Raw genomic sequence first — 13,820 nt, forward strand, 5'->3', positions numbered from 1 at the left:
TTTTCAAGGACAAGAATCATGACAACGCCTGCCACCCTGCTCCACCCCGACGCGTTCCTCTCGCCGTTGGCCATCGACGAAGCGGTGCGCCGCGCCCTCGACGAAGACCTGGGACGCGCCGGCGACATCACCTCGATATCGACCATTCCCGAAGGCACCCAGGCCCATGCGATCCTGGTCGCGCGGCAGTCTGGCGTGATCGCGGGCCTGCCGTTGGCGGTGGCGGTGTTCCGGCAGCTGTCGCCCGACATCAACATCCAGGCCCATGTGCGCGACGGCAAGGCGGTCGCCGCTGGGATGCACATGCTCGTGATCTCCGGGCCAGCGCGGGCGGTGCTCGCGGGCGAACGCACCGCGCTGAATTTCGTCGGGCGGCTGTCCGGCGTCGCAACCCTGACGGCGAACTACGTCCGCCACACTTTGACAACCAAGACGCGGATCTGCTGCATCCGCAAGACCACTCCTGGCCTGCGTGCGCTGGAGAAATACGCGGTGCGCTGCGGCGGCGGCTTCAACCATCGTTTCGGCCTCGACGACGCGGTGCTGATCAAGGACAACCACATCGCGGTGGCCGGCGGCATCAAGCCGGTACTCACCCGCGCCCGCGCCCACGTCGGACACATGGTCAAGGTCGAGATCGAGGTCGACACTCTGGCCCAGCTGCGCGAGGTGCTGGACACCGGCCTCGCCGACGTGGTGCTGCTCGACAATATGGACATCGCGACCCTGCGCGAGGCGGTCGGGATCGCCGGGGGACGCGTGGTGCTGGAAGCGTCCGGCGGCGTCACCGAGCAATCGATCGCCGATATCGCCCGCACCGGCGTCGATTACATTTCCAGCGGCGCATTGACCCATTCGGCGCCGAATTTCGACGTCGCGCTGGATATCGACGCCTGACTGCCCGGCGGGAGGCGCCGGCATTGAACCTGCATTCCGCTGGATGCGACTGACAATCGCAGCCTCGCAAATGTCCGGCACGCGCGTCATCGCGTGGGATGTTGCGTGCAGCACGCCCTGATCACCCTCCCCGAGGCCTCCATGTATCTCGCGAAATTCTTCCATCGCCCGCCGGGCGACGACGACCGTGAATTGCTCCTGATCCCGGGCGGCGATCCGATGCTGATCGGCATCCATATGCGCGAGACCGGGGACGACTTCCTGCGCGACGAGTTCTCGAACATCCGTGACGCGGTCGCCGCATTCCACCGCCACACCGGCGATCTCGTCGCAGCCGGCTACATGGAAACCACCCACACCCGCTATACACTGCGCAACCTGCTGCCCGATCCGCAGCCAAAACCGGAATGGCAAAAAGGCCTCGACGATCTGATGCTGGCGGCGCTCAGCGCTCCTCTAACCGAGCAGGCGCGGCTTCTGGCGTTGCTCGCAGACACACAGGCCGCACATGAGCCGCTCTATCTCTGGCTCGCGGCACACCACGGGATGGCCGGCGATGGCCAGCAGGACCGGACGCTGCGCTTCGCCGAACAGGCGCGCGACACGCTGGCATCACGCCGGGCCGGCAAGATACCGCACTACACCTGGTCCATCGCGGAGAGCGATCTCGAAGGCTGGATCTTCGAAGTGATCTCCGAGGGACATCTGTATGCGGACGACCCGGCGGCGGCGCTCGCCGCCATCGAACAGGCCTGGGAGGTCGCGCCGAACCAGCAACGCGGCATCCAGCGCGCGACGATTTTGTGTGAGCATTTTCCGGACCGGCAAGACGAAGCCTTCGACCTCGCCTACAAATGGTCAAGCCATGGCGGCTACGAGGCGATCATGGCACGTCCGGCCTATGCGCAGTACGTCGCCCGTCGCAAGAGCAAACCGAAAGCCAACAAGGGCTGGCACTGGACAGCCAAGCAGCCCGTGAGCGAGGCAGAGGTGCGTGCGGCCGAAGCCCAGCTCGGCGCCGACCTGCCAATGGACTACCGCAATTTTCTGACCACGTTCGGCAAGGCCCAGCTGGCGATCCGCCTGCCTGACGAGTCCAGCGATTTCTGTTTCTTCGGCGCCGCCGAACTTGCCCAGCAACGCCAGAACCTGTTCGATTTCATCGTGCGGACCGAGCCGGATCCGGCAAACGCCGCCGCCTATTTTCGCACGCAATATGGCGTCTCGCTGCGCGACCTGGTGCCGATCGCCGAGCCCGCGCAGGAAAGCCGTTGCCTGGTGATCCATCTCGGCAAGGGCGATCGTTTCGGCTGGTGCTTTCAATGGGACCATGACGGCGCATGGGAGCTCGAACAAGCCACTCCGAGTTTCGATGCGACGTTGAAGGCGCTCACCGACGGCATCGCACGGCGCGACAAGGTCACCCTGGGTTTTCTCGGCGTCTATCTGGATTGATGGTCGTAACCCGCACGAGCGCAGCGACATGCGGGATGCGGCAGACCCGGGTCTCGCTTCGCTCACCCGGGCTACGCAACTGACGCAGCAGCAAGGCGCTTTACAGCTTCGCTGAAATCGCCGCGGTCTCACTCGGAGTGCCCCAGCTCGGCGCTTCGCGGCCGTCACCCCAGGCACGGGGACGATAGAAGGTGTGCACGCCGTATTTGTACATCTTCTTCATCTCGTGCACCCAGGACGGGCGCACCCAGTAGGCATGATAGTGCGTGGACTTGGCGACTTCCGGCAGCCACAGCTGTCCGTCCAGGGTGGCCTTGGCGATCTTCCTGGCGCGCTCCCACATCTCCGGCTCGCGCACCACGTCGGCAACATTGTCGCAGGCAAAGGTGAACTGGCAGGCCAGATGACGGTGCTTGTTCTGATAGACCACGCCGCACACCGTGGTGGGATAGAAGCCGGAGAACACCCGGTTCATCACCACCTGCGCCACCGCAATCTGGCCGCGCACCGCTTCGCCACGCGCTTCGAAATACACAGCCTCGGCAAGACATTTTTCGGCCTTGGCGCGCGCCTTGTCGTTGAGACCGAGGCGCTCGGACGGCGTCTTCTGCCGCTTCGGCGCGGCAATCACGTGTCCCTTGTCGACGGAGGTCTCGCCGCCTTTGATGTCCGCGCCGGGCTTCACCGACGGCGGTGCATAGGCCTTCAGATCCGTATCCGCCGGTGCATGCGGCAGCACGATGACCGGCTCCTCGCCGGGCTGCCAGCGCTCGAGCGATCCGCTGGGAACGCCCATTGCGCCGTTGCCAAAAAACAGACTGGCGATCTTCACCGAAAAGCCTTCGGTCGCGCCCACCGGCTCCCCAGCGTTCGGCGCGGACGTCGCAGGAATTCCCTCGAGTGACAGCGAGGCGTCGTATTGCGGCAGCGGCGGCGCCTGCAGCGCGGCCTGCAGTTCCTCGTCGAGCGGCTCGGCCGCGGCGGGCGCTGAGTCCGCGGTCTTCGCGCCAAACACCGAGGCGTTGGAGGTCGCGGGATCTTCAGGCAGCCTCACAGCGTCGGCCGGCTCGTCCTGCGGCGGCGTCTGCAACGCCAGCCGATCGCTCTTCAGCGTGCGATCGACCTTCGGGAAATCACCGGCCTGCAGCCGGCGCGGATCCTGCCCGAGCGGACCGCGCGTGATCGCGCCGGTGATGTCGCTGCTTTGGCTGTCGAGGCTGGCAAGACGATAGCTGGCGGAATGGGGAATCGAGGTTCCGATCGGCCGCGGCAGGCTGAAGGCGGCAACGCGGATGGTGGGGAAGGTGGTCGCGACATGGTGTTGCGACCGCTCCGCGACGCCGGGCTGGCGTGCGAGCAAGGCCGCAAGATCCTGGTAGCCAATCTCGCTCGGCAACAGAGCGAACAGGCTGAGACTGAGACCGAAGGACACAAAGTGCGTGCCCTTCGGCCCGTTACGCAACACAGGCATTTGGTACGCTCACGCAACACTTACGCTGGCCGGCACGTACATCCGGTGCAATTCGACCAAAATTTTTGGTACTGGATTAAAGTTGCGAGCCGGTTAATCGGCGATGCAGCGGCGCAACACGCAAGACTTGCAGCACAATAGACGCGCGCATTCGAAAATGATGGTGAATCCCGCGTCGGCGAAATTGGTGAAGAGGGCGTCAACGAAGATGGTTGATGAAGTGTTGCGTGGCGCGTCCATCACACCTGTCGTTGCCGGGCTTGTCCTCAGCGACTTCGGCTTCGCCGAAGTCGCGGAAACAACCCCGCTTAGGGACGCAGTGCGCTCCTAAGCGGGATCACCGGGACGAGCCCGGTGATGACATTCTTTCTGTTGATACGCATCACTCCAAAAACGTTCAGCCGGCCAAAACAAAATCGCGCCGACCAAAGGCCGACGCGATTCTGTTAGCTCCACATTGTCGAGCGAGGCTTACGCCTGACTTGTCGCCGTCTTGCCGAGCGCGGCCTGCGCTGCGGCCAGGCGGGCGATCGGCACGCGGTAGGGCGAGCAGGAGACGTAGTCGAGCCCGACCTCATGACAGAACGCGACCGAAACGGGATCGCCGCCGTGCTCGCCGCAGATTCCCATCTTCAGACCGGCGCGGGTCTTGCGTCCGCGCTGCACACCGATCTTCACCAGCTCACCGACGCCGTCGCGATCGATCGAGACGAACGGATCGATCTCGATGATGCCGCGCGACATGTAGGTGCCGAGGAAACCCGCGGCGTCGTCGCGGCTGATGCCGTAGGTGGTCTGGGTCAGGTCGTTGGTGCCGAACGAGAAGAACTCGGCGGTCTCGGCGATATCGCCGGCCATCAGGCAGGCGCGCGGCAGTTCGATCATGGTGCCGGTCTGGTAGACGAGCTTGGCGCCGGTCTCGCGCGAGACCGAAACCGCGGTCGCATCGATACGGGCCTTGATCAGGTCGAACTCAGCCTTGGTCGCGATCAGCGGCACCATCACCTCGATGCCGACCGGCTCGCCGGTACGCTTGGCGGCAACGCCGGCCGCCTCGAAGATCGCGCGCGCCTGCATCTCGGCGATCTCCGGATAGGCGATCGCGAGACGGCAGCCGCGGAAGCCGAGCATCGGATTGAACTCCGACAGCTCGCGCACCCGGTCGGCGAGACGCCGCGGATCGGCGTTCATGGCGCGGGCGACTTCCTCGATCTCCGCCTGGGTGTGCGGCAGGAATTCGTGCAGCGGCGGATCGAGCAACCGGATCGTCACCGGCAGCCCCTTCATGATCTCGAACAGGTCGACGAAGTCGGCGCGCTGCATCGGCAGAAGTTTCGCCAGCGCCGCGCGGCGCGACTGTTCGTCCTCGGCGAGGATCATCTCGCGCACGGTGCGGATGCGGGTTTCCTCGAAGAACATGTGCTCGGTGCGGCAGAGACCAACGCCCTCGGTGCCGAACCGGATCGCGGTGCGGGCATCCGCCGGCGTATCGGCATTGGCGCGCACCTTGAGCTTGCGCACCTGATCGGCCCAGCCCATCAGCGTGCCGAACTCGCCGGACAGTTCCGGCTCGATCATCGGCATGCGTCCGGCCAGCACCTGGCCCAACGAACCATCGATGGTGATGACGTCGCCGGCCTTGAAGGTGCGCCCGCCGATCGTCATGGTGCCGCGGCCGTAATCGACACGGATCGAGCCGCAGCCCGAGACGCAAGGCTTGCCCATGCCGCGGGCGACCACCGCCGCGTGCGAGGTCATGCCGCCGCGGGTGGTGAGAATGCCTTCGGCGGCGTGCATGCCATGGATGTCTTCCGGGCTGGTCTCGACGCGCACCAGAATAACTTTACGCCCATCGGCCTGCAGCTTGGCGGCTTCGTCCGACGAGAACACGATTTCGCCGGAGGCCGCACCAGGCGACGCCGGCAAGCCGGTCGCGATCACGTCGCGGTTGGCGCTGGGATCGATGGTCGGATGCAGCAATTGATCCAGCGACGCCGGATCGACGCGCAGCACGGCGTCCTTCTTGCTGATCAGCCCTTCATTGGCGAGTTCGACGGCGATGCGCAGCGCGGCCTTGGCGGTGCGCTTGCCGTTGCGGGTCTGCAGCATCCACAGCTTGCCCTGCTCGACCGTGAATTCCATGTCCTGCATGTCACGGTAGTGCTTTTCGAGCTGGGTGTAGATCCGGACCAGTTCATCGAACGCGTCCGGCATCGCGTCTTCCATCGACGCCTTGTCGGAGCCGGACTCCTTGCGCGCCTCTTCGGTGATGTCCTGCGGCGTGCGGATGCCGGCAACGACGTCCTCGCCCTGCGCATTGATCAGGAATTCGCCGTACAGCTTGCGCTCGCCGGTCGAAGGGTTGCGGGTAAAGGCAACGCCGGTGGCCGAGGTGTCGCCCATGTTGCCGAACACCATGGCCTGCACGTTGACCGCGGTGCCCCAGGATTCCGGAATGTCGTGCAGGCGCCGATAAGTCACCGCGCGCGCGTTCATCCAGGACGAGAAGACAGCGCCGACCGCGCCCCACAACTGCGCATGCGGATCCTGCGGGAAATCATGACCGGTTTCGCGTGCAACGGCGTCCTTGTACTTGCCGACCAGTTCGACCCAGTCTTCCGCGGTCAAATCCGTGTCGAGGTTGTAGCCCTTGCTGTCCTTGTGGCCGTCGAGGATGTCCTCGAAGTGATGATGCTCGAAGCCGAGCACCACGTCGGAATACATGGTGATGAAACGGCGATAGCTGTCATAGGCGAACCGGCGATCACCGGATTTCGCCGCCAGCGCCTCGACGGTCTCGTCGTTGAGGCCGAGATTGAGCACGGTGTCCATCATGCCGGGCATCGAGGCCCGGCCGCCGGAGCGCACCGAGACCAGCAGCGGGTTCTTGGTGTCGCCGAAGCCCTTGCCGGTGATCTTGCTGACATAGGTCAGCGCCGCTTCGACCTGCGCCTTCAATTCCTTCGGATAGGTTTTGTCGTTGGCGTAGAAATAGGTGCACACCGTGGTCGGAATGGTGAAGCCGGGGGGCACCGGCAGGCCGAGATTGGCCATCTCAGCCAGATTGGCGCCCTTGCCGCCGAGCAGATCGCGCAGGCCAGCTTTGCCCTCCGCCTTGCCGTCACCGAACGTGTAGACCCATTTGCCGGACTTGACCGCCGCGGCCACAGGCTTTGCGGCAGGCTTCGCCACCGGCTTGGCAACCACCTTGGCGGCCGGTTTGGCCGGGGCCTTTGCGATTGGTTTGGCGGCTGGTTTGGCGACAGGCTTTGCTGCTGGTTTGGCCACGACCTTGGCGGCCGGCTTGGCAACAGCCTTATTGGCAGCGGGCTTGGCCACCGCCTTGAGCGGCTTTGCGGCACGCGCGCTCGGGGCGGCGGATGTCCTTGATTTTGCTGGGGCGGGTTTGGTCTTCGATGCAGCTTTGGCCATGGTTTCCAAGCGTCAGCAGGAGGGAAAACAGCAGCGCCTTACAACACGGTTTTGCCTTGGCATGCAAGCCGTGCCGGCGCCATCAGGACGTCAGTATGGTCTGCTTTGAGACTTCAGTATGGTCTGCGTTTTGACCGTTTTTTGCACTTTTTAGAGGTGAAGCGCGCGCAGAACGCCGAGACCGACCAATCCGATGAAGATCAGATAGATGGCAACGATGAAATTGAGCAGCCGTGGCATCACCAGGATGAGGATGCCCGCAATCAGGGCGACGATGGCTGGAATATGAGCGCTGGTCAGGTGCATTGGAATCTCCGGCGGGAATGATTGATGGCTGACGAATCGCGGCGGATGTTATCCGCCGCGCGAAGGCCGCTCCAGTGCTCGGGCTCTCAGATCGGCGAGTTCTCGGCATGGACGGCGATCCCGGCACCGATGCAAATACCGACACCGGCACGCCAAAATCCGTTACGAATCCGACATACCGGTGTGACGATTTTGATGATGATTTTGCAGATGCCGTCATCGGCCCCCTGCTGCTGTCTGTAGCGGCAGGAACAGACGCGCACGACGCCATTTGGTTCCTGCTGCAAGAAAAAGACGCAATGAATTCACGGAAGCGTCAGGAACATCGATAGCTGCGCTGAATTGGTTGGGCTGTTCTCGGTACGCGTCGGTTGCGTCATCGTTGCGAAATCAGCTTGGAGACCAGACATGCGTCATAAAATTCTCGTTCTTGCCGTGCTTACAGCTGCCGCACTGCCGATCAGTGCGCAAGCCCAGCAGCGCGTGATCGTCGAAGAGGGCACGACAACCGGCATGGCCGGCGTGCCCGTCGGCGGCGGTATCATCACTGAAACGCAGCGGCCGCGCTTCCGGCAATATGTCGTCCAGGAACAGGTGCCGTCCTACACGGTCGATGCACCGGTTGCGGTGGGCACCGTGCTGCCCGAGGCCGGCGTAACCTACTACGACGTGCCGCAGCAGTTCGGCTCGACGACATATCGCTACACGGTGGTCAATGATCGCAGCATCCTGGTCGATCCGCGAACGCGGCGCGTGATGCAGGTGATCGAGTGATGTCATCGTGTAGCGTGATCGAAACGAACGCCGTCAGCGGACGTTAACGTCACCAGCGATGTGAGGTTGGCGTTCAGGATCAAGCGCGCGGTTGTCCCCCCGCCCGTCGCTTCCCTGTCGACGCCAGAGGTCCCGCCCCCTTCCCTCGGGGGCGGGACTTCCTCTTTTCGGAGACGTTATTCCGTCGGCGTCAATTGCCTTGTCAATTTCCCTGCAGCATCGACAGGATCGACGACGTCGACTTGTAATTCTTCACCGCGAGTTCCTGGAACTGGGGCGTCCAGTTGGTGGCCAGCCGCTCTTCCGCACTCATGCCGGAATAACTCTTGAGGATGCCGAGGCTGAGCTGGCGCGGGTCACCCGAAGACTGGCTCTGCTTCAGCGCGTCGAGCACCGCGGCACGGGTGCGGGCGCTGAGTTCTCTTTTCGCTGCGAAGATTTCCTCGCCGGAGAACTGGCCACCCTGATTGAGCGTGATCGCCGACAGCGAGCGGTTGTCGAGCGAGGCGAGATCGGCGAGCTGACCCATTTTGCGTTGCGGGTCGTAAACCAGTTCCTTGTGGTTCGCTGCGGCATCGCTTTTCTGCTTGTCCAGATACGCCCGCACGTCACTCGCGACACTGCCGAAATCCCTGACAGCCGCCGGTGTCTTGCCGGGCAGATCCGTGAGCAAGGGCGCAACCGGATCGCCGGCGATGCCGGCAGGACGCTTGGTCGAATCCTGCTGCGTGGCCTGATATCCCTTGAGCACCGCGGCGCGCTGGGCCGCCCAGGTCGCGGTGGCTTTTTCCTCGGGACTCGCGGCGTCGAGATAATCCAGCGCGGTCTTGTAGCTGACGCCGTAGTCGCCGGTCAGGCGCGTGGTCGCAATGGACGGCGCCAGGGCCGCATCGAACCGCTTCTTCAATTCCGTGTTTGCGACCGCCTGCTCGTCCGGGGTGAACTTGCCGGCGCCGTTGGTCGCGATGGCAAACAGCGAACGGCGGTCCAGCGACGCCAGATCGATGGTCTGCTTGCCGTCAACGATCGGCGCCGTCACCTTGGCCGCCGCATAGAGCTGGTCGAGGGTCTTGCGCGCGGCATCGGTGACGGTGGAGAAATCGGGCAGCGCGGCGGTGCTGGCAAGCTGCGCCCGCGCGGCATCCGACAAGGTGAGATTGGTGGCGGCATTGACATTGCCGATGCTGCCGTCGTCGGCGGCGAGCGTGGTCGCCAGCGACGGCATCGCTGCCGCCTTCGCATAAGCCGACCCGTACTGGGCGTAAGGATTATAGCCGGTGGAGACCGATGTCATCGGCGGTCCTTGCATTTGCGCGAGGGACGCAGGGGGCGCGTCAGACCAATGTCTTAACAAAGCGTTGATCCGCTGCGACCATCGCGGATCATGGTTAAGAATGTGTAAATGTTGCTGAATGTTGCCAGAATTTTTGGCGATCAGCCGGCCTTTCGGACAACCATGCGATGGATGGTCTTCCCGGACGAGGCACTGACCACCTGCTCGTCGAGGAGCGATTGCGCGACGGCAAGCTCGGCACGCACCAGGCCGGCATCGAACGCCGCATAAAGTCGGCCCTGCTTGTCGCGCAGATCGGCATCCGGCGTCACCCGCCAGCTCAGATACAGCACGCCGCCGGGCTTGGCGATGTCGAGCAGCCGCCGCACCGACGGCGCAATTGCCGCGTGCTCCAGATGCATGATCACCGTCTCGCACAGCACGTTGTCGAAGCTCGCCGGCGCGATGCCGTCCATATCAGGCAATTCGGCATGGCGGAACGACAACTGCGGATAGCGCCGCCGCGCTTCCGCCAGCAGTCCGTCGGATGCGTCGAAGCCCTGCGCGGGAAAACCGTTGGCGGCGAGCCACGCCACCTCGCGGCCCGAGCCGCAGCCGATATCGGCAACGGTGCCTTGGACGAAAAAGCTGTCAACGATGGCATGCAGATCACTCGGCGGCGGCTGGTCGTGCCAGTCCTGGGCAAAGGCTGCTGCGGCGGTGTCGTAGGCGGAGAGAGTTGTGCGGTCCATAAACCGGCTCCGAATTGCTCCCACGCCATCCCACGACAGGCGCAAGCACGACGTTGAATTGTCGAGGCGCCCCTTTCCCACAGAGTCATACGCGGGCTTGACCCGCGTATCCAGCTTAGGGGCTCAATTCACACTTCGACTCTTCGGAAGAAAGCTGGATTGCCGGATCAAGTCCGGCAATGACGCATCATATGCAGAAACGCGTCGGCTTTCTCGAACGTCAATCCTGGATCTTCGAGAAATCCGCCACCGCGCGGGTCGCCGCGCGGATTTCGTTCAGGAGCTTCAGGCGGTTCTCGCGCACCTTCGGATCGTCGTCATTGACTTTGACCTTGTCGAAGAACGCATCCACCGCCGGCCGCAGCTTGGCCATCGCGCCCATGGCGGCGGCGAAGTCTTCCTTGGCGACCGCAGCGCCGGCCTCGGCCTTGACCTGATCAATCGCCTTGGCGAGCGTCTTTTCCTCATCGAGGGCGTAGAGCGCGGACTCCGGCGCGCCGTCGAATGTCCGGCCGTCCTTCTTTTCTTCGATGCGCAGGATGTTGGCCGCGCGCTTGGCGCCGGCAAGCAGATTCTTGCCGTCGTCGGTGTCGAGGAACTTGCCCAGCGCCTCGACCCGGCGCACCACCATCAGGAGGTCGTCCTGGCCACCCAGCGCAAACACCGCGTCGACGAGGTCATGGCGCGCGCCCTGCTCGCGCAGTTGCACCTTCAGGCGGTCGGCGAAGAAGGCCAGCAGATCATCGGACAGCTTGGCCGCATCGGCGTCGATCTTTGCCAGTCCGGCCACAGATGATTTTGCAACTCCGAGCAACGGCAACCGCAAGGTGTTTTCGACCAGCAGCCGGATTACGCCCAAGGCTGCGCGCCGCAGCGCATACGGGTCCTTGCTTCCGGTCGGCTTCTCATCGATCGCCCAGAAGCCGACCAGCGTATCAAGCTTGTCGGCCAGCGCCACCGCGACCGACACCGGATCGCTCGGCACACGATCGTTCGGACCCTGCGGCTTGTAGTGCTCCTCGATCGCGGCGGCGACGCTCGCGTCCTCGCCCTGATCGAGTGCATAATACTTGCCCATCAGGCCCTGGACTTCGGGGAATTCACCGACCACCTCGGTCGGCAGATCTGCCTTGGCGAGTTTCGCCGCGCGTTTGACCTTCGCGAGATCGGCGCCGACCAGCGGCGCAATCTCGGCGGCAAGGCGCTCGATCCGCGCGATGCGCTCGGCTTGGGTGCCGAGCTTCTCATGGAACACGATCTGCTCGAACTTCGGCAGCCGGTCTTCCAGCTTTGTCTTGCGATCGGTCTCGTAGAAGAATTTCGCATCCGACAGCCGCGCGCGGATCACCCGCTCGTTGCCGGCAACGATGGCCTTGCCGCCATCGCTGGCCTCGATGTTCGAGACAAGAATGAACTTCGGTGCCAGCTTGCCGGTCTTCGGGTCGTTGACCACGAAGCACTTCTGGTTGTTGCGAATGGTGGCGCGGATCACTTCGCCCGGGATTGCGAGGAAGGAAGGATCGAACGATCCCATCAACACCACCGGCCATTCGACCAGACCGGCAACCTCGTCGAGCAGCGCCTGGTCCTCGACCAGTTCAAAGCCCTGCGCGAACGCCAATTCCTTGGCGTCCGCGAGGATGATGTCCTTGCGGCGCTGCGGGTCGAGCACGACCTTGGCGGCGTGCAGCTTCGCCTCATAATCCTCGAAACGGCGCACGCTGATCGGTCCCGGCGCCAGGAAACGATGGCCAAAGGTGATCTGGCCCGCTTCGATGCCGGCGATGTCGAGCTTCACGACATCCGGATCCTCGGTTTCCGGCCCGAAGGTGGCGATGATCGAATGCAGCGGGCGCACCCAGGTCAGCGCGCCCGGCTTGGCCGAGCGTTCGCCCCAGCGCATCTGCTTCGGCCAGGGGAATGTGCGCACGATGGCCGGCAGGAATTCCGCGATCACGTCGATCGCGGCGCGGCCCGGCTTCTCGATCAGCGCGACGTAGAAATCGCCTTTCTTGGGATCGCGCTGGATCGTGGCCTGGTCCAGCGAAGTGAGACCGGTGGCTTTGAGAAAGCCCTGCACGGCGGCATCGGCACCGCCGACGCGCGGGCCCTTGCGCTCTTCCTTCAGGTCGGGCTGGCGCGCGGGCACGCCGTGCACCGTGAGCGCAAGCCGCCGCGGCGTCACGAACGCCTTGGCGCCCTCATAGACCAGGCCCTCGGCGACCAGCTTTTCGGTGACCAGACGGCGCAGGTCATCCGCCGCCTTCGCTTGCATGCGCGCGGGAATCTCTTCGGAGAACAGTTCAAGCAGAAGATCGGGCATGACGTTACGCTCCGCCCGCTTCGGTGGCGATCCAGGCCTGGCCGCAGGCTTTCGCGAGTTCACGGACCCGCAGGATATAGCTCTGCCGCTCGGTGACCGAGATCACCCCGCGTGCGTCGAGCAGGTTGAACACATGGCTCGCCTTGATGCACTGGTCATAGGCCGGCAGCGCCATCAGATGACGCTCCTTCTTGCCATCCTGCCATCCCGCTTCGAGATATTTGCGGCAGGCGCTCTCGGCCATCTTGAACTGCTCGAACAGCATCGTGGTGTCGGAGTGTTCGAAATTATGCCGGGAGTATTCCTGCTCGGCCTGCAGGAACACATCGCCATAGGTCACCTTGTCGTTGCCGGTGCGGCCATTGAAGTTGAGATCGTAGACGCGATCGACGCCCTGCACATACATCGCAAGCCGCTCGAGGCCATAAGTGAGCTCGCCCGCCACCGGCGAGCATTCGACGCCCGCGACCTGCTGGAAGTAGGTGAACTGTGAGACTTCCATGCCATCGCACCAGCACTCCCAGCCCAGCCCCCACGCGCCGAGTGTCGGGCTTTCCCAGTCGTCCTCGACAAAACGGATGTCGTGCAGCGCGGAGTCGACGCCGATGGCGGCCAGCGATTTCAGGTACAGGTCCTGGATGTCCGGCGGCGACGGCTTCAGGATCACCTGGAACTGGTAATAATGCTGCATGCGGTTGGGATTTTCGCCGTAACGGCCGTCTTTCGGCCGCCGCGACGGCTGCACATAGGCCGCGTTCCAGGGTTTCGGGCCCAGCGCACGCAGCGTGGTCGCCGGATGGAAGGTCCCCGCGCCGACTTCCATGTCGTAGGGCTGCAGGATGACGCAGCCGTAATCGGCCCAGAACCGTTGCAGGGTCAGGATCAGGCCCTGAAAGGAGCGTTCAGGCCGCATGTGGTCGGGCAGGGATTCCATGATCGTCTTAAGGATTGGCTCACTGTGAACAAGAGCGCGGGACCGTATCGATGGGGATAACGGGAATCAAGGCGGCGAAACAGGAAACCAATACCGCCGTTCAGCGTAATAAGCCCGGGAGCTCGTGTCCCGAATTCGAAGTTCGCATCATTCGCCGCACCCTTGAACGAACTTCGAATTCGAAAAGGACACGAGCAAGCTTA

Annotated in this window: 11 protein-coding genes; 4 read left to right on the forward strand and 7 right to left on the reverse strand. The window is 63.7% G+C overall.

The annotated features are described in order from the left end of the window. Window positions 1-18 precede the first annotated feature (18 nt). Window positions 19-897, forward strand: a complete 879-nt coding sequence (gene nadC, locus RS897_RS41990) for a carboxylating nicotinate-nucleotide diphosphorylase (protein ID WP_315834535.1) — start codon at window positions 19-21, stop codon at window positions 895-897. A 105-nt stretch (window positions 898-1,002) separates the two neighbouring features. Continuing rightward, complete coding sequence (locus RS897_RS41995; protein ID WP_315834536.1) at window positions 1,003-2,352, forward strand: SMI1/KNR4 family protein; 1,350 nt, start codon at window positions 1,003-1,005, stop codon at window positions 2,350-2,352. Window positions 2,353-2,452: 100 nt separating this feature from the next. Here the strand turns inward: RS897_RS41995 and RS897_RS42000 are convergent, their stop codons facing one another. From RS897_RS42000 to RS897_RS42010, 3 genes are all read right to left on the reverse strand, one after another. Continuing rightward, complete coding sequence (locus tag RS897_RS42000) at window positions 2,453-3,823, reverse strand: cell wall hydrolase (RefSeq protein WP_315834537.1); 1,371 nt, start codon at window positions 3,821-3,823, stop codon at window positions 2,453-2,455. Window positions 3,824-4,294: 471 nt separating this feature from the next. Beyond that, window positions 4,295-7,255 carry a pyruvate, phosphate dikinase gene (gene ppdK, locus RS897_RS42005; RefSeq protein WP_315834538.1) on the reverse strand — a complete coding sequence of 987 codons (2,961 nt, stop codon included), beginning with the start codon at window positions 7,253-7,255 and terminating at the stop codon, window positions 4,295-4,297. A 150-nt stretch (window positions 7,256-7,405) separates the two neighbouring features. Beyond that, window positions 7,406-7,561, reverse strand: coding sequence for a DUF3096 domain-containing protein (locus RS897_RS42010; protein ID WP_315834539.1), 156 nt, complete (start codon window positions 7,559-7,561; stop codon window positions 7,406-7,408). Between the two features lie 107 nt (window positions 7,562-7,668). Between RS897_RS42010 and RS897_RS42015 the strand changes: the two genes are divergently transcribed. Together RS897_RS42015 and RS897_RS42020 are read left to right on the forward strand one after the other, a co-directional pair. Then, on the forward strand, window positions 7,669-7,893 hold the full coding sequence (locus RS897_RS42015) for a hypothetical protein (protein ID WP_315834540.1): 225 nt from the start codon (window positions 7,669-7,671) through the stop codon (window positions 7,891-7,893). Between the two features lie 76 nt (window positions 7,894-7,969). Then, a complete protein-coding gene (locus RS897_RS42020; protein ID WP_315834541.1) occupies window positions 7,970-8,335 on the forward strand; it encodes a DUF1236 domain-containing protein in 366 nt (121 codons plus the stop codon). Between the two features lie 202 nt (window positions 8,336-8,537). On the opposite strand, the gene RS897_RS42025 is transcribed toward RS897_RS42020, so the two are convergent. The 4 genes from RS897_RS42025 to RS897_RS42040 all read right to left on the reverse strand — a co-directional run bounded on the left by RS897_RS42025 (window position 8,538) and on the right by RS897_RS42040 (window position 13,617). After that, window positions 8,538-9,629 carry a hypothetical protein gene (locus RS897_RS42025; protein WP_315834542.1) on the reverse strand — a complete coding sequence of 364 codons (1,092 nt, stop codon included), beginning with the start codon at window positions 9,627-9,629 and terminating at the stop codon, window positions 8,538-8,540. Window positions 9,630-9,769: 140 nt separating this feature from the next. Next, on the reverse strand, window positions 9,770-10,360 hold the full coding sequence (locus RS897_RS42030; protein WP_315834543.1) for a class I SAM-dependent methyltransferase: 591 nt from the start codon (window positions 10,358-10,360) through the stop codon (window positions 9,770-9,772). A 220-nt stretch (window positions 10,361-10,580) separates the two neighbouring features. Next, window positions 10,581-12,683 (reverse strand): glycine--tRNA ligase subunit beta, encoded by a 2,103-nt coding sequence (gene glyS, locus RS897_RS42035; RefSeq protein WP_315834544.1) that lies wholly within the window; start codon window positions 12,681-12,683, stop codon window positions 10,581-10,583. Window positions 12,684-12,687: 4 nt separating this feature from the next. Next, window positions 12,688-13,617, reverse strand: a complete 930-nt coding sequence (locus tag RS897_RS42040) for a glycine--tRNA ligase subunit alpha (protein ID WP_315834545.1) — start codon at window positions 13,615-13,617, stop codon at window positions 12,688-12,690. Between the last annotated feature and the right edge of the window lie 203 nt (window positions 13,618-13,820).

Origin of the sequence: Bradyrhizobium prioriisuperbiae, assembly GCF_032397745.1 — a bacterium.
In the GTDB taxonomy this organism is placed as follows: domain Bacteria; phylum Pseudomonadota; class Alphaproteobacteria; order Rhizobiales; family Xanthobacteraceae; genus Bradyrhizobium_A; species Bradyrhizobium_A prioriisuperbiae.

Excerpts from the sequence above, each read along its gene's own strand:
- RS897_RS42015 (WP_315834540.1), top strand. The coding sequence starts at position 7,669 with ATGGACGGCGATCCCGGCACCGATGCAAATACCGACACCGGCACGCCA.
- RS897_RS42040 (WP_315834545.1), bottom strand. The coding sequence starts at position 13,617 with ATGGAATCCCTGCCCGACCACATGCGGCCTGAACGCTCCTTTCAGGGC.
- RS897_RS42020 (WP_315834541.1), top strand. The coding sequence starts at position 7,970 with ATGCGTCATAAAATTCTCGTTCTTGCCGTGCTTACAGCTGCCGCACTG.
- RS897_RS42010 (WP_315834539.1), bottom strand. The coding sequence starts at position 7,561 with ATGCACCTGACCAGCGCTCATATTCCAGCCATCGTCGCCCTGATTGCG.
- ppdK (WP_315834538.1), bottom strand. The coding sequence starts at position 7,255 with ATGGCCAAAGCTGCATCGAAGACCAAACCCGCCCCAGCAAAATCAAGG.
- RS897_RS42000 (WP_315834537.1), bottom strand. The coding sequence starts at position 3,823 with ATGCCTGTGTTGCGTAACGGGCCGAAGGGCACGCACTTTGTGTCCTTC.
- nadC (WP_315834535.1), top strand. The coding sequence starts at position 19 with ATGACAACGCCTGCCACCCTGCTCCACCCCGACGCGTTCCTCTCGCCG.
- glyS (WP_315834544.1), bottom strand. The coding sequence starts at position 12,683 with ATGCCCGATCTTCTGCTTGAACTGTTCTCCGAAGAGATTCCCGCGCGC.
- RS897_RS42025 (WP_315834542.1), bottom strand. The coding sequence starts at position 9,629 with ATGACATCGGTCTCCACCGGCTATAATCCTTACGCCCAGTACGGGTCG.
- RS897_RS42030 (WP_315834543.1), bottom strand. The coding sequence starts at position 10,360 with ATGGACCGCACAACTCTCTCCGCCTACGACACCGCCGCAGCAGCCTTT.